Origin of the sequence: Polaromonas sp. SP1, from assembly GCF_003711205.1 — a bacterium.
Lineage (GTDB): Bacteria > Pseudomonadota > Gammaproteobacteria > Burkholderiales > Burkholderiaceae_C > Polaromonas.
Window position 1 is genome coordinate 1,630,253 of sequence record NZ_CP031013.1, and the last position, 19,115, is coordinate 1,649,367.

At 65.7% G+C, this 19,115-nt stretch carries 18 protein-coding genes; 3 read left to right on the plus strand and 15 right to left on the minus strand.

All coding sequences use genetic code 11. The features are described from left to right. Positions 1–4: 4 nt before the first annotated feature. From DT070_RS07800 to DT070_RS07835, 8 genes are all read right to left on the minus strand, one after another. Entirely contained in the window at positions 5–775 is a 771-nt protein-coding gene (locus tag DT070_RS07800; protein WP_122954881.1) for an SDR family oxidoreductase, read from the minus strand. 113 nt (positions 776–888) lie between these two features. Further along, positions 889–1,446: a DUF3833 domain-containing protein gene (locus DT070_RS07805; RefSeq protein WP_122954882.1), complete on the minus strand. Its 558-nt coding sequence runs from the start codon at positions 1,444–1,446 to the stop codon at positions 889–891. Next, positions 1,443–2,738: an MFS transporter gene (locus DT070_RS07810; protein ID WP_122954883.1), complete on the minus strand. Its 1,296-nt coding sequence runs from the start codon at positions 2,736–2,738 to the stop codon at positions 1,443–1,445. The genes DT070_RS07805 and DT070_RS07810 overlap by 4 nt, the downstream gene beginning before the upstream one ends. Next, positions 2,735–3,427, minus strand: coding sequence for a chalcone isomerase family protein (locus tag DT070_RS07815; protein ID WP_122954884.1), 693 nt, complete (start codon positions 3,425–3,427; stop codon positions 2,735–2,737). Before DT070_RS07815 ends, DT070_RS07810 begins: the two co-directional genes overlap by 4 nt. Further along, positions 3,343–4,581 (minus strand): cyclopropane-fatty-acyl-phospholipid synthase family protein, encoded by a 1,239-nt coding sequence (locus tag DT070_RS07820; protein WP_122954885.1) that lies wholly within the window; start codon positions 4,579–4,581, stop codon positions 3,343–3,345. Before DT070_RS07820 ends, DT070_RS07815 begins: the two co-directional genes overlap by 85 nt. Beyond that, the gene (locus tag DT070_RS07825) at positions 4,578–5,345 is read right to left on the minus strand and encodes a DUF1365 domain-containing protein (RefSeq protein WP_122954886.1); all 768 of its coding nucleotides are present in this window, start codon (positions 5,343–5,345) and stop codon (positions 4,578–4,580) included. Before DT070_RS07825 ends, DT070_RS07820 begins: the two co-directional genes overlap by 4 nt. Continuing rightward, on the minus strand, positions 5,342–6,652 hold the full coding sequence (locus DT070_RS07830) for an NAD(P)/FAD-dependent oxidoreductase (RefSeq protein ID WP_369973930.1): 1,311 nt from the start codon (positions 6,650–6,652) through the stop codon (positions 5,342–5,344). Before DT070_RS07830 ends, DT070_RS07825 begins: the two co-directional genes overlap by 4 nt. 259 nt (positions 6,653–6,911) lie before the next feature. Beyond that, positions 6,912–7,514, minus strand: a complete 603-nt coding sequence (locus DT070_RS07835; protein WP_122954887.1) for a glutathione peroxidase — start codon at positions 7,512–7,514, stop codon at positions 6,912–6,914. Positions 7,515–7,851: 337 nt separating this feature from the next. On the opposite strand from DT070_RS07835, the gene DT070_RS07840 reads away from it, so the two are divergent. Genes DT070_RS07840 through rfaE2 form a run of 3 tightly spaced genes read left to right on the plus strand, consistent with a single transcriptional unit; the run spans position 7,852 to position 9,584 of the window. Continuing rightward, positions 7,852–8,721 (plus strand): ferritin-like domain-containing protein, encoded by an 870-nt coding sequence (locus DT070_RS07840; RefSeq protein WP_122954888.1) that lies wholly within the window; start codon positions 7,852–7,854, stop codon positions 8,719–8,721. Then, positions 8,721–9,071 carry a Rid family hydrolase gene (locus DT070_RS07845; RefSeq protein WP_122954889.1) on the plus strand — a complete coding sequence of 117 codons (351 nt, stop codon included), beginning with the start codon at positions 8,721–8,723 and terminating at the stop codon, positions 9,069–9,071. Before DT070_RS07840 ends, DT070_RS07845 begins: the two co-directional genes overlap by 1 nt. 9 nt (positions 9,072–9,080) lie before the next feature. Further along, positions 9,081–9,584 (plus strand): D-glycero-beta-D-manno-heptose 1-phosphate adenylyltransferase, encoded by a 504-nt coding sequence (gene rfaE2 / locus DT070_RS07850; RefSeq protein WP_122954890.1) that lies wholly within the window; start codon positions 9,081–9,083, stop codon positions 9,582–9,584. Between the two features lie 25 nt (positions 9,585–9,609). On the opposite strand, the gene DT070_RS07855 is transcribed toward rfaE2, so the two are convergent. The 7 genes from DT070_RS07855 to DT070_RS07885 all read right to left on the minus strand — a co-directional run bounded on the left by DT070_RS07855 (position 9,610) and on the right by DT070_RS07885 (position 19,084). After that, positions 9,610–10,857 (minus strand): beta-ketoacyl synthase, encoded by a 1,248-nt coding sequence (locus DT070_RS07855; RefSeq protein WP_122954891.1) that lies wholly within the window; start codon positions 10,855–10,857, stop codon positions 9,610–9,612. A gap of 28 nt (positions 10,858–10,885) precedes the next feature. Next, positions 10,886–11,125, minus strand: a complete 240-nt coding sequence (locus DT070_RS07860) for an acyl carrier protein (protein ID WP_122954892.1) — start codon at positions 11,123–11,125, stop codon at positions 10,886–10,888. 123 nt (positions 11,126–11,248) lie between these two features. Then, entirely contained in the window at positions 11,249–12,295 is a 1,047-nt protein-coding gene (locus DT070_RS07865) for an SDR family oxidoreductase (protein WP_122954893.1), read from the minus strand. A 147-nt stretch (positions 12,296–12,442) separates the two neighbouring features. Then, positions 12,443–15,565 carry an efflux RND transporter permease subunit gene (locus tag DT070_RS07870; protein ID WP_122954894.1) on the minus strand — a complete coding sequence of 1,041 codons (3,123 nt, stop codon included), beginning with the start codon at positions 15,563–15,565 and terminating at the stop codon, positions 12,443–12,445. Between the two features lie 12 nt (positions 15,566–15,577). Then, positions 15,578–16,756, minus strand: coding sequence for an efflux RND transporter periplasmic adaptor subunit (locus DT070_RS07875; protein WP_122954895.1), 1,179 nt, complete (start codon positions 16,754–16,756; stop codon positions 15,578–15,580). Positions 16,757–16,818: 62 nt separating this feature from the next. Further along, positions 16,819–18,339, minus strand: a complete 1,521-nt coding sequence (locus tag DT070_RS07880; protein WP_122954896.1) for an efflux transporter outer membrane subunit — start codon at positions 18,337–18,339, stop codon at positions 16,819–16,821. After that, positions 18,332–19,084 carry a CerR family C-terminal domain-containing protein gene (locus tag DT070_RS07885; RefSeq protein ID WP_122954897.1) on the minus strand — a complete coding sequence of 251 codons (753 nt, stop codon included), beginning with the start codon at positions 19,082–19,084 and terminating at the stop codon, positions 18,332–18,334. The genes DT070_RS07880 and DT070_RS07885 overlap by 8 nt, the downstream gene beginning before the upstream one ends. Positions 19,085–19,115 lie beyond the last annotated feature (31 nt).

Sequence of the window (19,115 nt, forward strand, 5' to 3'; positions counted from 1 at the left end):
GAGCTTACAGCCCGGTGAACTTGCGCACGGCCGCAAAATAGGCCGGGTAAGGCAGCAGGCGCAGCGCTTTCATCCAGAGGGTGAAGCGTTTGGGGAAGTGGATGTCAAAGCGCCCCGCTTCCCAGCCCTGCAAGATGGCCGCGGCCGCCTGCGCCGGCGTGATCAGCGCGGGCATGGTGAAGTGGTTGCCGGCGGTCAGCGGCGTTTCCACAAAGCCAGGGCAGATCAGGCTCACGCCGATATGGCTGTCTTTCAAATCCATGTAGAGCGTCTCGGCCAGGTTGTTCAACGCCGCCTTGGTCGGCCCGTAGGCCAGGCTCTGGGGCAGGCCACCGTAGCCTGCCACGCTGCTGATCAGGCTGATGTGGCCGGCCTTGCGCACCAGGAGGTTGGGCAGCAGGGCGTCCAGCACATGCAGCGCGCCGCGGTAGTTGATGTCGTCGTGCCGCAGCATTTCGGCCAGCTTGTAGTCCGTGGCGCGCTGCGCCTGGTAGTAGCCGGCGCAATACAGCACCAGGTCCAGCGGGCCGGCGGTGAGTACGAGCTGCGCGGCAGCCCTCACCGCCGCGGGGTCGGTCACATCCAGCGGCAGGCTGGTAGCGCCGGGGTGCGCCGCGGTGAAGGCGTCCAGCGCCGCCGCATTGCGCGCCGATACAAACACGCGCGCGCCCTGGGCATGCAGGGCCTCGGCTGTGGCCAGGCCGATGCCGCTGGACGCGCCGACCAGCCAGACGGTTTTACCGCGCCATTGGGCGATGGGGGGATTCAGGGACATGGTGTGGCTATCTGTTGGTGTGTGCGGATCTTTGCTATCAATTCAGGAGCTATAAGTCAAGGTGGCGATTGGGCTGGAGGCCGATTTCATGCATAAACCTCCGGGCGCCTGTTTCAGCGTTTGACGAACGAGAGCGTCACTTCGCCCAGCCCGAAACCGAACTTGCTCATCTTTGCCTTGTTCAGCATGACCTTGTCGTTCATCAAATACATCCAGTCATCGAACTGCACTTCGATCACTTTTCCGTCAACCGGCAGCTTCAACGTGTAACCCCAGCGGAACGTGTTGCCCTTTTCCTGGCCAACCGCCTCACCCGCCACGTCGGCCGCCGTGCCGATGTAGCGGCCGCCTTCGCCGCGCTTGAGCGTCCAGACGCGGCGGTCTTTGGTGCCGTCTGAATAGGTGAAGGCTTCGTCGAGCACGCCGGTCTCTGCGCCCGGCGGGCCCTGCCAGCTGCAGGTCATCACCACCGTGAAGCGCTTGACGACCTTGCCCGAGCGGTCGGTGAACACGCCGTAGGCATCGACCGTGCCGTTGAAGTATTGGCGCAGGTCCAGCACCGGCTGCTCGGCGGCGTAGTCGTTGATTTGCGGGCTGCTGCAGGCTGCCAACGTGATGCACAGCAGCAAGGTGGAGGCCATGGCGGCCAGGCGATGCGAAAAGCGTTTCATGGCGTGACTCTTTCAGGAAGGGGTGACGTAGGCGAAGGAAGAATGAAAAAGTAGAGGCCCGCCGCGGCCGCGAGCTTGAGCACGCAGGGCAGCACGCAGTAAGCGATCACCAGCGCATCGAGCGCGGCCGCGTCGCGCACGCCGGGCGCATAGCCGAACACGCCCAGCAGCGGCAAGGCCAGCCCGGCGGCCAGCGCCAGGTTGAGTTTGGTCGCGAAATTCCACCAGCCGAAGTACGCGCCTTCAGACTGGCCCGATTGCCCGTTGGCTTGCACCACACCGGCCAGCAGCGCACCCGGCAGGGCCAGGTCGGTGCCCAGCGCCACGCCCGAAAGCGCGCACACCACGGTGAACGCGGCCACCTGGCCCGCGCCCAGCTGCGTGGCCCAGCCAAACACCGCGATCGCCAGCAGCATGCCGGCCAGCCAGGTGCGCGCCAGGCCCAGGCGTTTGACGATGGCCAGCCACAGCGGCATCGACAGCGCGGCGGCGAGGAAATAGCTGCCCAGAAAAAGCGGCTCCATCTGCCGCGGCGCCTGCAGCCGGTCCTGGATGAAAAACAGCACCAGCGTGGCGGGCACGGCGCTGGCAATGCCGTTGAGCATGAACACCGCCAGCAGGCGGCGAAACGCGGCCGACTTGAACGGCAGCCAGATCGCCGCAGGGCTCGCGGCTTGTGCATGCGCGCGCGCCACCGGCCGCACCGCGCGCGACCACGCCAGCCAGCCGGCCGCCAGGGCGACAAAAAACACGCCAGTGGTCACCGGCAAGCCCAGCGCCACGGGCGTGACGGAAGCCAGCACCACACCGGCCAGGCCCAGGCCTTCACGCCAGGCGACGATGCGGCTGCGCTCGGCCTCGTTGCCGCCCAGCATGGCGCCCCAGGACTGGTGCGAGATGCTCAGCGTACTGTAGGCCGCGTAGGTCAGCACCAGCATCACTGCCGCCCAGGCCGCCAGCGCCGCCGGCCCCGTCACCAAGGGGAAAAACAGCAAGGCAAAGCCCAGCGCCAGCAGTAAGGCGGCAACCGCGCCCAGCATCAACACCGCGCGGGCCGAGCGTGCAAACAGCCGGTCGCTCAGGCGGCCCAGCAGCGGGTCGATGAAGGCATCGAACAATCGCGCGCCCAGCAGGATCGCGCCCAGCGTGGCCAGCGGCACGCCGAATTCGCGGGCGTAGTGGTTGGGCAGGATGACGTACAGCGGCAGCGCCACAAAGGCCAGCGGCAGGCCCAGCAGGCCATAGGCCAGGCCGTTGCGCGCGCCGAAGGCGTCTACGGCCGCCGGTGTCATCCGCCGCCTCCGGTGAGCAGGGTCTCGCGCAGTTTCGGTTCGGAGGTTTTGGGTGACAGCCAGATGCCGAAAAAGAGCTTGGCGAATTCCGCATCGCGGATTTCGCCGTTGGCTTTGCCGTTGACCCAGAAAGCCGCGCCCACGCCGGGGCGGTGCACCCCCATGATGCGGTCGCCTTTTTTGACATCGGGAATCACGCGCAGCATCTCGGCCTTCCACTGGGCCGCCTGGGCATCGCCGATGGCCACGCTGCGGCGCATTTCCTGCAGCGAGCGGTCGGCCACGTCGACGGCGTCAAAGGCGCGCAGGTAGGCCAGTTCCAGCGCCAGCGGCTGGCTGGCATAGCTGGCGGCGCCAAAACCGGCAGGCGCCCAGAGGCGCGCGTCGTAGACCTGAAAGCCCCACACCGTGAGGCGGCCCTTGCCGATCAGGCGGCCTTGCGGCAGCGCTTCTTTCAGCTCGGGGCGGATGTCGGAAGGATCCGCATCCGTGGCGATAGCGCCGGGCGTGTTGGCGCCCGGCGCAGGCGATTGCGCCAGCGCCGCACCCGCGCAAAACGCCAGCAGCAGGCCGGTTGTCGCGGCTGTGGCGATCGCCGCGCGTGTCAGCGCTTGCGCAGCGTGAACTGCACCACGCTGGTGTTGGCCTCTGCGAAGGCGGCCTCGCAGTAGCTCAGGTAGAACTCCCATATGCGGATAAACCTTTTGTCAAAACCGAGTTGCAGCACGCGCGATTCCTGCGCCATGAAGTCCTCGCGCCAGAGCCTGAGCGTGCGCGCGTAGTCCTGGCCGAAAGCAAATTCATCGACCACGTCAAAGCCTGCGGCGTCGGCCTGCGCGCGGAACTCACGCGGGCAAGGCAGGCAGCCGCCCGGAAAGATGTACTGCTGGATGAAATCGGTCGAAGTGATGTAGCGCTCCCACAGTTCGTCGGCCATCACGATGCTCTGGATGCAGGCGTGGCCGCCGGGTTTGAGCAGGCGGTGAACAGTTTGAAAATATTCCGGCCAGTATTCGCGGCCCACGGCCTCCACCATCTCGATGGAGCAGACGGCGTCGAAGGGCGCGTCCGGCGTGGTCTTGCCGATGTCGCGGTAGTCCTGCAAGCGCAGGTCGGCAAGGGGCGCTGTGCCCAGGCGTGCCATGCGCTGCCTGGCCCAGTCCAGTTGCTCGGTGCTCAGTGTCACGCCGACGAGCGAGGCGCCGAACTCGGCCGTAGCCATCTCGGCCAGCGCGCCCCAGCCGCAGCCGATCTCGAGCACACGGTCGCCGGGCTTGACTTGCGCCATGTTGAGCGCCCGGCGCACCTTGGCGTGCTGGGCTTCTTCCATCGTGGTGTCGGGCGTGGCAAAAATGGCCGACGAGTAGTTCATCGTGCCGTCCAGCCACAGTTCGTAAAAGGCGTTGCCCAGGTCGTAGTGGGCGTGGATGTTCTTCTGGCTGTTGGCCTTGGTGTTGCGGTTGAGCAGGTGCTTGATGCGGTAGGCCAGGCGGCCCAGCCAGCTGCCGTAAATCGCGTCTTCCACCTCCTTGCGGTTGAGGATGAAGACCTGCAGCAGTTCGGTCAGGTGCGGCGTGGTCCAGTCGCCGGCGATATAACTTTCGGCAAAGCCGATGTCGCCCGAGCGCAGCGCTGCGCTGCAGGGATTCCAGTTGTGCAAATGCAGGCTGGCCGTGGGCGCGCCGCCCGAGCCGAAGCGCTGCAGCGAGCCGTCGGGCAGGCGCACCGTGAGCGTGCCGTGTTTCAGGCGCAGCAGCATCTTCAGGGCGGTGCGGGCGGCGCTGGGCGCGTCGCCGGGCAGGGAAAATGTTTGTGCGGCAGGGGAGGTGTTGAGTGTGTTCATCGCGTCACAAAGATTTCAGGGGGTTTGGGTTTGCGGACAAAGGGCACGCGCTTGAGCCACAGCTTAAAGGCCTGCCAGTGGATGCGGGCGATCACGGCCAGCGTCATCGCGGGATGGCCCCATACGGCCTTGCGCAGGCTGGCGGCGGTGATGGGCTCGAGCGTGCCGCTCACGCTGGTCTCCAGCAGTGGGCCGGCCTCGTCGTCGTAGTCGATGCGGGCGACGGTTTTTTTCAGCCCGTCGTTGTCGATGTGCAGGAAGCGAAAGCGGTAGCCGCCCTCCAGCGTGCAAAACGGCGAGACGTGGAACACCTTGTCGGCCTTGAGCTCCTGGCCGTACTGCGGCGCGTCGAGCAGGTAGCAGTGGCGCTCGCCAAAAGTGTTGTTGACCTCCACCACGATGGCGCGCAGGGCGCCGTCGGTGCGGTGGCAGTACCAGAAACTCACCGGCTTGAAGGTGTAGCCCAGCACGCGCGGGTAGGCGTGCAGCCAGACCTCGCCGGCCGCGTCTTCCACGCCTTCGCGCAGCAGCATGGCGTCCAGCCAGGCCAGGGCGTCGTTTCCGCCGTCGCCGTGGTCCTTGTCAAAAAAGCTGATGGCCGCCGGGCGGTTGCGCGCCAGCATGCCGCTTCCGTGCTGCTTGAGGCTGCGCATCGGCAGCATCAGAAAGCAGGTCGGGTATTCGAATGCGTTGCGGGCCGGGCGCAGGCGTGTGTGGCGGACCTGGCCGAAGCCGATCAGGGGCTGAGGCGCGCCGGTGTTCATGCGGTAACCCCCGCGCCCTGCAGCAGCAGGCTGGCGGCGTGCAGGCCCGACTTCAGGCCGTCCTCGTGAAAGCCGTAGCCCGTCCAGGCGCCGCAGAAATAGGTGTGAAACTGGCCTTGCAGGGCAGGCACGTCCCGCTGCGCGCGTATCGCCGCCAGGTCGAACACCGGATGTGCATAGTCAAATTCACCCATGATGTGGGTACGGGCGATGTCCCGCACCGGATTCAGCGACACCAGCACAGGCTGTGAAAAAGGCAGGGGCTGCAGCATGTTCAGCAGGTAGTGCAGGCAGACCCGCGTGGATTCGTGGCCGGCGTCTTGAGCCCGTTCGTAGTTCCAGGCCGCCCAGGCCAGCTTTTGGCTGGGCAGCACCGAGGCATCGGTGTGCAGCACGGCGCGGTTGGCCTGGTAGCGGATGGCGCCCAGCACCTGGCTTTCGGTGCTGCTCGGCTCGCCCAGCAGGGCCAGCGATTCGTCGGAATGCGTGGCCAGCACCACCTTGTCAAAGCGCTCGGCGCCGCTGTCGGTGACCACGTTCACGCCGGCCGCGTCGCGCTCGATACGGCGCACCGGCGTGTTCAGCCGCTTGTCTTCAATCCGGGCGATGATTTTCTCGACGTAATGACGGGCGCCGCCCTGCACCGTCCACCACTGCGGCCGGTCGGTGATCTGGAGCAGGCCGTGGTTGTGGCAAAACCGGATCATGGTGGCCACCGGGAAGCGCAGCATCTGGTCGGTCGGGCAGGACCAGATGCAGCCCATCATGGGCAGGAAGTACCAGTCGCGGAATTCGGCCGAGAATTTTTGCGCCTGCAGGAAATCGCCCAGCGGCTGCGCCATGGCGGCTTCGGCGCCTGATTCGGCCAGCCGGGTGGTGATGCGGTTGAAGCGCACGATGTCGGCCAGCATGCGCAGGAATTTCCAGCTGGCCAGGTTGCCACGCTGGGCAAACACGCTGCTCAGGCTGGAGCCGCTCCATTCCAGGCCTGTGCCGCCTCGGCCGGCACCCGGCACCTTGACGGAAAACGACATGTCGGAGCGGGCGGTTGCCACACCGAGCTCGGCAAAAAGCTTGATCAGGCGCGGATAGGTGCGTTCGTTGAACACCAGAAAGCCGGTGTCCACGCCGTGCGTGACCGGCCCGTTGGCAGTGGGCAGGGTGATGTCGACTGTGTGGGTATGGCCGCCGAAATAGCTGCCCGCTTCAAACACGGTGACGTTGGCCAGGCCGTGAAGGCTGTGGGCCGCGGCAAGCCCGGAGATGCCGGAGCCGATGACCGCTACACGCAAGGGCGCGCCGCTCATGCGCGGGGCCCTGCCGGCTGGAATATAAAAATGCTGCGAAGCGCCCCGGCGCGAACGAGGGAGGGAGGGAGGAGGAGGAGCGCCCCGGGATTGCAGCTGAACCGGATCGGCTCAGAAGGCTTCGCAACAATGAAACTGTTTTTTTGCCAGCGCTGCCCCTGAGGGCATATCGCGCTTGCAAAGGTATGAGAGCACAACTGCAGGGTAGTTCCCTGAAATAAAAGGCCCCCCAGGTAAATTTTTGTTAACGGCCCTTGGGCTAACGGGGCGGCGTCGCGGCCAGCTGTTTTTGGATCTCCTTGAGCAACGCCCCGCTGGCCGGGTCGGCCATGGAGTTGAAGCTGGTGACGCTGGTGCCGTCCCGCGCGATGACGTACTTGTAGAAGTTCCAGCGCGGCGTGGTGCCCGTTTTGGCTGCCAGTTGCTTGAAGAGCGGATTGGCATCCTTGCCCGTCACGCTGGTTTTGGTGAACATCGGGAATTTCACGCCGAAAGTGTTCTCGCAGAAATCGGCAATTTCCTTGTTGCTGCCGGTTTCCTGCGAAAAGTCGTTGGAGGGGAAGCCCAGCACCACCAGGCCCTGGTCCTTGTATTTGGCATGCAGCGCTTCCAGCCCTTTGTACTGGCCGGTGAATCCGCAGAAGCTGGCGGTGTTGACCACGACCACCACCTTGCCGCTGTACTGGCAGAGCGACTGGGGTTTTTCGTCCTGCAGGCGCAGGAAGTCCTGCTGCAACAGGCTGGGGCAGGCTGCGGGCGCCGGTGTGGCGGGGTTGGCCGCCAGCGCGCCCGGGTGGGCTGCCAGCAGCGCGGCGCAGCACAGCGTGCTCAGCAGGAGGGTTTTGGGCGTGCAGACAGGCATGGGCGAACTCGCGGACAGTTAGGTGAAAGGCGTATTTCATTTTGTCGTTCTTGTTGCCCCGGCACAAGCCGGTCGGCGCGGGTCATGCCCGCCCAGTGAATACGCAGCGTGCCGCCGGCTGGATTCAGCCCCGCCTTGACAGTGGACAGGGCCCAAAACGAAGCCTCGGGTAGGTGAACATGCCGGAATGAGGGTCGAAATATCCTGATTTGCCGGTAAATTGCCGTCAAGTCGCAAGTTGTCACATTCCCCGCCTAAAATCGCGCTAGTACCCAGGATGCACCGGGAGGGCATCCAAGGCAGATTTATCTGCGTATTCGATTGCGAAGGAGTTCATATGCTTTACCCCGAACTGTTCAAACAACTTGAATCCGTCCGCTGGGACATGGACAAGGATATCCCATGGGCCAGTTTTGACCCGGCCAAGCTGACCGACGAGCAGGCCCAGACCATCAAGATGAACGCCATTACCGAGTGGTCCGCCCTGCCGGCTACCGAAATGTTCCTGCGCGACAACAAGGACGACAGCGATTTCTCGGCCTTCATGTCGATCTGGTTCTTCGAAGAGCAAAAACATTCGCTGGTGCTGATGGAGTACCTCAAGCGCTTCCGCCCCGACCTGGCCCCTACTGAAAAAGAGCTGCACGAAGTGCGCTTTGAGTTTGAGCCGGCGCCCGCGCTGGAAACCCTGATGCTGCATTTTTGCGGCGAGATCCGCCTGAACCACTGGTACCGCCGCGCCAGCGAATGGCACACCGAGCCCGTCATCAAGCAGATCTACACCCAACTGAGCCAGGATGAAGCGCGCCATGGCGGCGCCTACCTGCGCTACATGAAGCGGGCTATCAACAATTTCGGCAATGAAGCCAAATCCGCCTTCACCAAGGTCGGCGTGCTGATGGCCAGCGCGCGCCGCACGGCGCAGGCGCTGCACCCGACCAACCTTCACGTGAACAAAAGCCTGTTCCCGCGCGACACCATCCAGAGCCGCCTGCCCAACCCCGAGTGGCTGGAGCATTGGCTGGACACGCAGATCAAATTTGACGCTGTGTGGGAAGGCAAAGTGGTTGATCGCATCCTGCACAACTTGAGCCTGCTGATGAACCAGAGCTTCAAGACTGTGCAGGAGCTGAACCGCTACCGCAAGGAAGTCGGCAAAGAGCTGGCCGAGTCCATCGCCGCCAAACCGGCGCCCACAGGGGCTTGATGCAAGACGTCCGCTGGCCGAGTGCCTCGGGCGGTCGAAGCCGGGTGGTCGCCCGCGGCGCGCAGGTGTTCGCGGTGGCCAATGCCAGCGATGCTTCGCTGGATTTTGCCGGGCAGCTCGCGCAGACGCTGGTGATGCTCGACGGGCACCTGGCGCATGTGGGCGCTTCGCGCGCCAGTTTGCTGAGCGTGCAGATTTTTCTGGCAGACCTTCAAGACAAAAAGCAGCTGGACCCGGTCTGGCGGCAATGGATCGGCGACGACAGCGCCGCCTGGCCTCAACGTGCGGTGGTGGGTGCGCAATTGGACGGTGGCCTGCTGGTGGAAATCGTCGCCCAGGCCTTCCGGTAAAGTGGTGTGATGCCCAGCGAGACCACCCTCCCCCCGCCGCCCCAGTTCCTGCAAAAAATCGCGTCTCGCGAGGAGGCGCCGCAGCGGCTGGCCGCATTGCCCAAGCCCATCGTTTTCACCAACGGCGTGTTTGATGTCTTGCATCGCGGCCATGTGACCTACCTGGCCCATGCGCGCGCGCTGGGCGGCAGCCTGGTGGTGGCGCTGAACACGGATGCGTCGGCACGGCGCCTGGGCAAGGGCCCGGACCGGCCGCTCAACAACCAGGAGGACCGCGCCATCATGATGGCCGCGCTGGCGTCGGTGAGCATGGTCACCTGGTTTGACGAGGACACGCCGCTCGAGCTGATCTCTGAATTGCAGCCCGACCTGCTGGTCAAGGGGGGCGACTACGACATGGACAAGCTCGCGGAAACGGCGGTGGTCAAGGCTTATGGCGGCCGTGCGCAGGCGATTCCGTTTGTGGACGGGTATTCAACAACGGCTTTGGTCAAGAAAATCCGGTCGGCGTAACCCGGGGCCGGCACCGCCTGCGGCGTCAGGCGGTTTTGGCGATCAGCACGGCGTTGGAACCGCCGAACGCAAATGAGTTGGACATCACGGCGCGCAGGCCTTTGGCATCCCGCGGCGCGAGCGGCAGGTAGTCCAGATCGCAGCGCGGGTCGGGGTTGTGCAGAAAGGCGGTGGGCGGCAACTGCCCGGCGCGCAAGGCCATCAGACTGGCAATGAATTCCATCGCACCCGCCGCGCCCATCGCGTGCCCATGCACGCCTTTACTGGAGCTGATCGGCAGGCGCGCGGCCAGGTCCTGGAAGGCCAGCTTGATGGCGCTGGTTTCCACCACGTCACCGACATCGGTCGCGGTGCCGTGGGCATTGAGGTAACCGATGTCGGAAGCCTGCAGCTTGGCGTCTTCGAGTGCCAGCGTCATGGCGCGTGCCTGGCCCTGGGCGTCGGGCTGTGTCAGGTGGTGCGCGTCGGTGGTTGAGGCGTAGCCGCACAGCTCGGCGAGGATGTTGGCGCCGCGCCGTTTGGCGCTTTCCCATTCTTCCAGGACCAGCATGGCCGCACCTTCGGCCAGCACCAGGCCGCTGCGGTCGATGGAGAACGGACGGCAGGATGTTTCAGGGCCGTCGGCATGGGGCCTGGCCAGCGTGTGCATGGCCTGCCAGGCCTTGATGGTGCCGCGGTTCAGCAGCGCCTCGGAGCCGCCGGCCAGCATGGCGTCGGCGTAACCATGGCGAATTTGCCGGAAGGCCTCGCCGATGGACGTGGCCGACGATGCGCAGGCGTTGGAGACCGTGCTGCTCGGGCCCTTGAGGCCGAACTCCATGGAGACATGGGCGGCAATGGCGTTGTTCATGGCCAGCACCACCGTCATGGGGCGCAGGCGCGCGACTTTTTGCTCGAGCAATGAGGTGTAGGCCGCTTCGGTGGAGCCGGCGCCGCCGCTGCCCGTGCCCAGCGACACGCCAAAGCGCTCGGGGTTGAGGTCGTTTGGCAATGTGCCGGCCTCTGCAAGCAGCCCGGCTTGCGCCATGGCTTCGCGGCCGGCTACCAGCGCGAACTGGCTGACGCGGTCCATGGTCAACAGGCGCGCGCGCGGGAAATGGGGGTCGGGATCGAAATCAATGGAGCCCGCGAGCACACTTTCGGTGCCCGTGGGAAAGGCGATGTCGACGGCCCGGATGCCGGAGCGGGCCGAGAGCAGCGATTCAAAGAAAGTTGAAGTGCCGGTGCCGACGGCGGAGATGACGCCCAGACCCGTAATGGCAACACGACGCATGGGGTGTCCTGGAGGGCCCGCCAGGGGCTCAGGCGGCTGGTTTGCCCGCCGGCAGCAAAGGCTCGATCAGCTGGACCATTTCCGCAAGGGTGCGGGGCGGGTTGGCCTGGTCGGGAATCTGGATGCCGAACTGGTCTTCGATCTGGAACAGGAATTCGATGACCGCCAGCGAGTCGAGCCCCAGGCTTTCCAGCGTCGCATCCGGCAGCAGTTTGTCTTCGCTGATGCCAAATGTCTCGGCAAAAAGATTGATCAAATCAGAATTCATCACCCAACCAGTACGTATGTATGCAAAGCGTCATTGTCCCACCATCGCCATGACAAGCCGACGATTGGCGATTGTTCAGACCTCAAGGTCATTTTACAAAAGCGGTGGCGTTGTTTTTGTGCCTCAAGGCGTGTACATCTGCCGGACTGCATCCGACAGGCTGAACGTTCCCAACAGCTCCCCTAAATAACTGACCGGCGCCGGCGCAACGGCCGCCGCGCCGATTTCTGTGCGCAACCGGGCGTTGCTGAACACCGCGTCGGCTGTCAAAAAAGGCAAATAGGGTTGCAGTGCGTCGAACATCCATCGCTGGCGGGCAAATTTGGGTGTTGGCACGTAGTCGCGCCCCCGCATCACCAGCTTGCCGATGCCCGGCATCGTGGCCGTCAATTCGTCGGCCAGTGCTTTGAACGTCATGGAGTCTTCGCCGGTTGACACGTGGTAGCAGTCGTGTGCCAGCGTGTCCTTGAGCAGCATCTCGGCAAAAGCGCCGGCGATGAAGTCCACTGGCGCGAAATCGAGCCTGGCCAGTGGGTCCAGCGGCACATCGCCGAGCTCGGCCATCACGGGAATCGACCACAGCATGTTGCGCGACAGCTTGGCGTCGTCAATGCCGCGCGACAGCACGATGCCGGGACGCAGGCTGACAAAAGGGCTGCCGGCGGCACGCAGCAGGGTTTCGGCGTCGCGCTTGGAGCGGATGTAGTCGTTGGCATAGCCGGCAAAGGGCATGTCTTCGGTGATGACGCCGCGCGGCTCGGTCGTGACCGCCGCCGTGCCGACAAAGAAGCCGCGCTGGGAGGGCGTCAGGTTCTTCAGGATGCTGGAGAAGTTCTCGGCCGCCTTGATATTGATAGGGTAAACCCCGGCGCCCGGTTTGAACGAGGTGCTGGCGGCCGAGTGCAGGATCACGTCGGCCGATTGCAGGACGGCCGTACTCAGGCCAAAGTTGGGTTCGATGACGTCGCCGGCTTCGGCGGACACCATCTCGGCAAATTCGGGTTTCCATAAAACGCTTTTTTGCAGGCGTTCGAGGAGGCGGGCACGGGCCTGGTTCGAATCGGCGGCGCGCACCACAGCAGTGCTGTAGACGCCGCGCGCGGCCAGAAGAAGCATCAACTCGCCGCCAATCAGGCCGGTTGCGCCCGAAAGCAGTACGCGTTTTGACATGTGAAGAAATGTAAAGCTGAACCCACGAGTATAAGCCAGCCTACTACTCTGACCGGCAAAATTCCCATGGTCCCAGGCGTCTAAATCCCCTCAAAACGCCGTAAATCACACGGTGCGGCGCCTTTTGACGCGCCGCCGGTGTCTCCTCTATTTGGTGGAGGACTCCACGGCCGGGATTTCCGGGGCTTTTTCGTCACCCCGGTGCCCGCGCAGCCGTGCCGTCATGCGCTTGATCAGGTGCTCCAGGTCGTCGATATAGGTAAACACCGCCGGCACCACCAGCAGGCTGAGCACGGTCGAGGTGATCAGCCCGCCGATGACGGCAATCGACATCGGCGAGCGAAAGCTCGGGTCGGCCGCGCCGAAGCCCAGGGCGATCGGCATCATGCCGGCGCCCATGGCCAGCGTGGTCATGATGATGGGCCGTGCCCGCTTGTGGCAGGCGTCCAGCAGCGCATCCCAGCGCGACAGGTTGTGGTCGCGCCGCGCGACGATGGCGTATTCCACCAGCAGGATGGAGTTTTTGGTGGCAATGCCCATCAGCATGATCAGCCCGATGAGCGAAGGCATGGAAAAGCTCTTCTGTGCGATCAGCAGGCCGACGAAGGCGCCGCCCAGGGACAGCGGCAGGGCGGCCAGAATCGTCACCGGGTGCAGGAAGTCCTTGAACAGCAGCACCAGCACGATGTAGATGCACAGCACGCCGGTCAGCATGGCCAGGCCGAAGCTGGCAAACAGCTCGCCCATGACCTCGGCGTCGCCGACTTCCACCACCCGCACGCCCGCGGGCAGGTTCTTGATGGCCGGCAGCAGCTTGACCTCTTCGGTGATGTCGCCCAGCGCGCGGCCCGAGAGTTCGATTTCAAACTTCACATTGCGCGAGCGGTCGTAGCGGTCGATGATGGCCGGCCCGCCCGCCACTTCCAGCGTGGCCACCTGGCCCAGCATCACCGGCCCCACGCCCGGCTTCACGCTGGGCACCGTCAGGCGCTCCAGCACGCTCAAATCCTTGCGTGCGGCATCGTCCAGCTTCACCACGATGGGCACCTGCCGCTGCGACAGGTTCAGCTTGGGCAACGATTCTTCATAGTCGCCCACGGTGGCGATGCGCAGCGTCTCGCCCATGGCCGCGCTGGTCACGCCGAGGTCGGCGGCGCGGGCGAAGTCCGGCCTGATCGCGATTTCAGGCCTGACCAGGCTGGCGCTGGACGAAATATTGCCCAGCCCCGGGATGGTGCGCAGGTCTTTCTCGACGGCAAGCGCCGCCGCCAGCAAGGCGTTGGAATCCTCGGCCGTGAGCATCAGGATGTAGGCCTCGCCCGAGCCGCCCAGGCCCACCTTGCTGCGCACGCCCGGCACGGCTTCGAGTGCGGCCCGCATCTTGTTTTCGATGCCCTGCTTGCGCGGCCGTTCGGTGCGTTCGTCGAGCAGCACCGTCAGCGTGGCCTTTCGGGTTTCGGCCGCGCCCTGCATGGCGAACGGGTCGCCGCCGGCGGCGCCGCCGCCTATGGTGGTGTAGACGCTTTTCACGTGCTCGACCTTGCTGATGAGCTGGCGCGCGTGTTCTGCTGAAGCCTTGGTTTGCGTCAAGGTGGCGCCGGGCGGCAGCTCCAGGTAGACCTGCGTCTGCGAGTTGTCGTCCGGCGGGATGAAGCCGGTGGGCAGCAGGGGGATCAGCGCCACCGAGCCGAAGAAAAAGAGCGTCGCCGCTGCCATGGTCGTCTTGCGGTGCTTCATGCACCAGGCCGCGCAGCGCATGTAAAAGCGCATCCAGCCCGGGTCTTTGTGGTCGCCGACGATGGGTTTGAGGATGTAGGCCGCCATCATGGGCGTGAGCACCCGCGCCACCACCAGCGAGGCGAACACCGCCAGCGAAGCCGTCCAGCCGAACTGCTTGAAGAACTTGCCGGCCACGCCGCTCATGAAGGCGGTGGGCAAAAACACCGCGATCAGCGTGAAGGTGGTGGCGACCACCGCCAGGCCGATTTCATCGGCCGCTTCCATGGCGGCTTCGTAAGGCGTTTTTCCCATGCGCAGGTGGCGCACGATGTTCTCGACCTCCACGATGGCATCGTCCACCAGGATGCCGATCACCAGCGAGAGCGCCAGCAGCGTGATCACGTTGATGGAAAAGCCGAGCATGTGCATGCCGATAAACGCCGGGATCACCGACAGCGGCAGCGCCACGGCCGAGACAAAGGTGGCGCGCCAGTCGCGCAGGAAGAGCCACACCACCAGCACCGCCAGGATGCCGCCCTCATAGAGCAGGTGCATGGAGCCGTCGTATTCCTCCTGCACCGGTTTCACGAAGTTGAAGGCCTCGGTGAGCTCCACATCGGGGTGCTGCAGCTTGAGCTCGGCCAGCGCCGCCTGCACGGCCGCGCCCACGGTTACTTCGCTCTCGCCGCGGCTGCGCGACACCTCAAAGCCCACCACCGGCTTGCCGTCGAGCAGGGCGGCGGCGCGGGGCTCGGCCGTGGTGTCGCTCACGGTGGCCACTTCATCCAGGCGGATGCGCCGGCCGTCGCTCAGCGCCAGCTCCATGCTGCCGAGTTCGGCGGCGGACTTGACGGTGGCCATGGTGCGGATGGGCTGCTCGCTGCCGCCCAGGTCGGCGCGGCCGCCCGCGCTTTCGGTTTGCACCTGGCGCAACTGGCGAGAAATATCGGCGGCCGTCGCGCCCAGCGCCTGCAGGCGCGACGGGTCCAGCGCGATGCGCACCTCGCGCGAAACGCCGCCCACGCGGTTGACGGCGCCCACGCCGCGCACCGACAGCAGCTTGCGGGAGATGTCGTTGTCGACAAACCAGGACAGGGCTTCGTCGTCCATGCGCGGCGAGCGGATGGTGAAGGCCAGCACCGGCTGGCCGGCCAGGTCCATCTTGGTGACGACCGGGTCACGCACGTCGGCCGGCAACTCGCCGCGCACCTTGGCCACGGCGGCCCGCACGTCGTCGACGGCTTCCTGCACCGGTTTTTCGAGGCGGAACTCGGCGGTGATGGTAGCGCCGCCGTCCTGCACCTTGGTGTAGATGTGCTTGAGGCCCTGCACCGTGGCAATGGAGTTCTCGAGCTTGCGGGCCACTTCCGTTTCAAGCTGCGCCGGGGCGGCGCCCGGCAGCGCGGCGGACACCGTCACCGTCGGCAGGTCGATGTCGGGGAAGTTCTGTACCTTCATGGCCTTGAACGACAGCATGCCGGCGAAGGTCAGCAGCACAAACAGCATGACCGCGGGGATCGGGTTTTTGATCGACCATGAGGAGACGTTCATCTGGAATGCTCCTTATTTTGTAGCGACAGGTGCAGAGCTGGCGCTGGCTGGAGTCGTATTTGGCACTGAATCGCTGACGCGCACCAAATCGCCGTCGTTCAGGAAGCCCGCGCCGCTCACGATCACGCGGGCGTCGGCCGCCAGGCCCGACGTGATCTCAAGCCGGTCGCCGGCCAGCCGGCCGGTCTGTACCTTGAGCTGGCTGATGCGGTTGTCGGGATTGAGCTTGAACACGTAGTTGAAGCCGTCGCGCACGACGACCGCGGGTTGCGGGACGGTCAGCGCCGGCGTGGAGCCCAGTTCAAAATCGCCGCGGGCAAACATGCCCGCCTTGGCCGGCGACGCCATGCCGGCGGAGACCGGCAAATCGACATACACCAGCGCGGCGCGGGTTTGCGGGTCGACACTGGGCGCGATCATGCGCACCTTGCCTTTGAGCTGCGCGCCGCTGGCCGCGACGACCGTCGCCACCGTGCCGGCCTTGATGCGGCCGAGCTCGGCGGAGGTGACTTCCGCGCGCCACTCCAGGCGCCCGCCGCGAATCAGCCTGAACAGCTCGGTGCCCTGGGGCACGACGGAGCCGACGGTGGCGGTGCGCGCCGAGATCACGCCGCTGTCGGGTGCCAGCACCTGCGTGTTTTTGCCGCGCAGCTGCTGGGCGTCCAGCACGGCTTTGGCCGCCTCGACGCGCGCCTTGGCGGTCTGCTCGGCGGTGTTGTACTGGTTGATCTGCTGCTCGCTCAGGGCGCCGGAGCTGGCCAGCGTGCGCGCGCGCGCGGCGTTGTCGGCGGCGTCGGCCGCGTTGGCCTGCGCTTCGATCAGGCTGGCGCGGGCCTGGGCGGTGTCGGCCTGCACGCTGTCGCCTGAAAACACCGCCAGCACCTGCCCGGCCTTGACCTGGTCGCCCACGTTGGCCTGCACCTGCACCAGCCTGAGGCCGTTGGATTCGGAGCCGATCACCGCTTCCTGCCAGGCGGTGATATTGCCGTTGGCGCTGAGTTTGACCGGCAGGTTCACCTGAACCGGCAAGGCCGTCGCAACGGTAAGCGCCGGTTTGGACGTCGCCTTGGCATCGGCCTTCGCCTCGGGCTTGGCTTCAGACTTTAAGAGAAAAATGGCCACAGCCCCTACGGTTATTAGGGTTGCAGCTATTAAAGCGATAGCAAGGGGCTTGAGTTTGAATGTAGGCATGGTGTGCGGTGGATGGGCAATGTTCTTGCGGGTCTGTGAAGGGGCGGGCGTGTGGCGGGGCTTCAGGGGGCCGTGATGGCGGCAGGGGTGAGCGGGGCCTGGGCGTCCGAGACGAGCGGCGGCACCGCCGGCTCGGCGGTGGTCCAGCCGCCGCCCAGCGCGCGGTACAGCGCCACCCAGGCGGCGCGCCGGTCGCGCTGCAGCGTGACCACGGCGCTTTGCGCCGCCAGCAGCGTGCGGCGCGCGTCTTCAAGTTCGACCAGGCTGGCCAGCCCGCTTTTGTAGCGCGCTTCGGTGCCGGTGAAGGAGGCGCGGTAGCCCTGGGCGGCCACCAGGGCGTCTTCGTTGCGCTCGGCGGTGCTTTGCAGGTTGACCAATGCTTCCTCGACTTCGCGCACGGCCTTGCGCACGCTGGCCCGGTATTGCGTGGCGGCGTTTTCGTAGCGCGCCTTGGCGGCTTCCACGTTGGCTTCGCTGGCGCCGCCGTCAAACAGCGGGATCGTCAGCTGCAGCGGCCCGACGGTCCAGGTGTCAAAGCGCTGCGTCGAGGCGCTGGTGCGGCTCTTGGTGGTGAAGATGGAGCCGCTCAGGCTCAGGCGCGGAAAGCGCTGCGCACGGGCGCTGCCCACTTCGAGATGGGCGGCGTCGACCTCGCGCGCCGCGTTGAAGATGTCGGGCCGCTGGGCCAGCACCTCGGCCGGCACGCTGATCACGGGCGCCGCGGATTCGCGCGTCAGGTCCACGGGCGCGCTGGCCAGTTTTTGCCGCAGGGCGGGCTCGTCAACCGCCGTCAGCGCCACCAGCGCCTTGATGTCCAGGTCGCAGAGCGCGCGCTGCTGGATGGCGTTGGCGTGGCCTTCCGCGGCGCTGGCCCGGGCCAATGCCGCGGTAGCGGGCGCGGTAAAGCCGGCCTTGGTGCTCAGGTCCGACAGCCGCGCGGTCTCGGCGCGCGAAGCGGCGTCGGCGCGGGAGACGTCCAGCAATTTCTCGCAGGCGCGATAGCTGTAGTACTGCGTGGCGACTTCGGCGGCGACTGAAACACGCGCCGCGTGCCAGGTCGCCTGCGATCCCTCAAAACGCTGCTGGTCGGCGTCCCGGCTCGCCGCGTACTGGCCAAACACGTCGATTTCCCAGGTGGTCTGCAGGCCGGCTTCAAGGGTGGTGGCGATAGGCGGTGTCGCGGCGCGGTTGATCGGCGCCGAGCGCCCGCGGCTGGCGCTGGCCACGGCGTCCAGCGTGGGCAGCAGCGCCGCGCCGGAGGCCACGCGCGAAGCCCGCGCCTGTTCAATGTTGGAGCGCGCCGTGGAGACGTCCGGATTGACCGCCTCGCCGGCCATGATCAGCTCCACCAGCAAGGGATCGTTTTGCTGCTGCCACCATTGGGACAAGCCTGCCAGGCTGCCGCCGTGGGGCAAGGCCGCCGTGGTGGTGCTGGCGGCCGGCAAAGGCGCCTGCCACTGCGCCGGCATCGGGGCCGGCGGCGTCTGGTGGGACGTGTCTACCGTGGCGCAGCCGGCCAGCAGCAGCGCGCAGCTCAGTGCCAGCAGGCGGGAAGGCTTGCGCCGTACATCAGGCTTATTCATGGTGTGCAGTTTTCTGGCGCGGCCTGGCTGCCGCAGGATGATCGGAAGCATGTTTTCGCCGTGACGCTTCGACGGCGACCATGGCCTCGGCGTAAGCCACCAGGCTGACAGCCCACTGCTCCACGGCGTCAGGCGCGCCGAAGAGCTGGGGCCGGATCGCGTCCACCACCTCGCGGCTGATGAACATGTGGATCGCCAGGCCGGTGATGGAAAAGGCCAGCCGGTGCACATCGTCGTCGGCTTTGGTGAGCCCCAGGTGGCGGCACAGCACCTTCACCAGGGCCGCGTGCGCGGGTTTGATGCCCTGGTCGATTTCTTCGGCCCAGAGGCCGGTGGGCTCCAGCATCTCGCGAAAGTGCAGCCGGGTGCACAGCTGCACCAGTTCGTCCTGGCGCAGCGGCTCCAGGAAGCCCGAGAAAAAACCTTCCAGCGACTGGTGCAGGGTGAAGTGGGGCTGGTCGTACAGCGCGATGTCGTCGCGGGCGCTGCCCAGCGGCTCGGTGAAGACGGCCTTGTACAGCCCGGCCTTGTCGCCGAAGTAATAACTGATGGCCGCCACGTTGGCGCCGGCGGCCTGGGCGATGTCGCGGATGGAGGTTTTGGCAAAGCCCTTTTCGGAGAACAGCCGCAGGGCCGCGTGCAGCAAATGGGCCCTGGCGTGGGCGCCGTCGGAGCGCTGCTTGCGGGCTTCGCCTTCGGGGGCGGCGGGGCGCAAGGGGGTTTTTGGACGAGGGTCGGCATTCATGTGCCGCATTAAAGCACATGAATCAAACGTT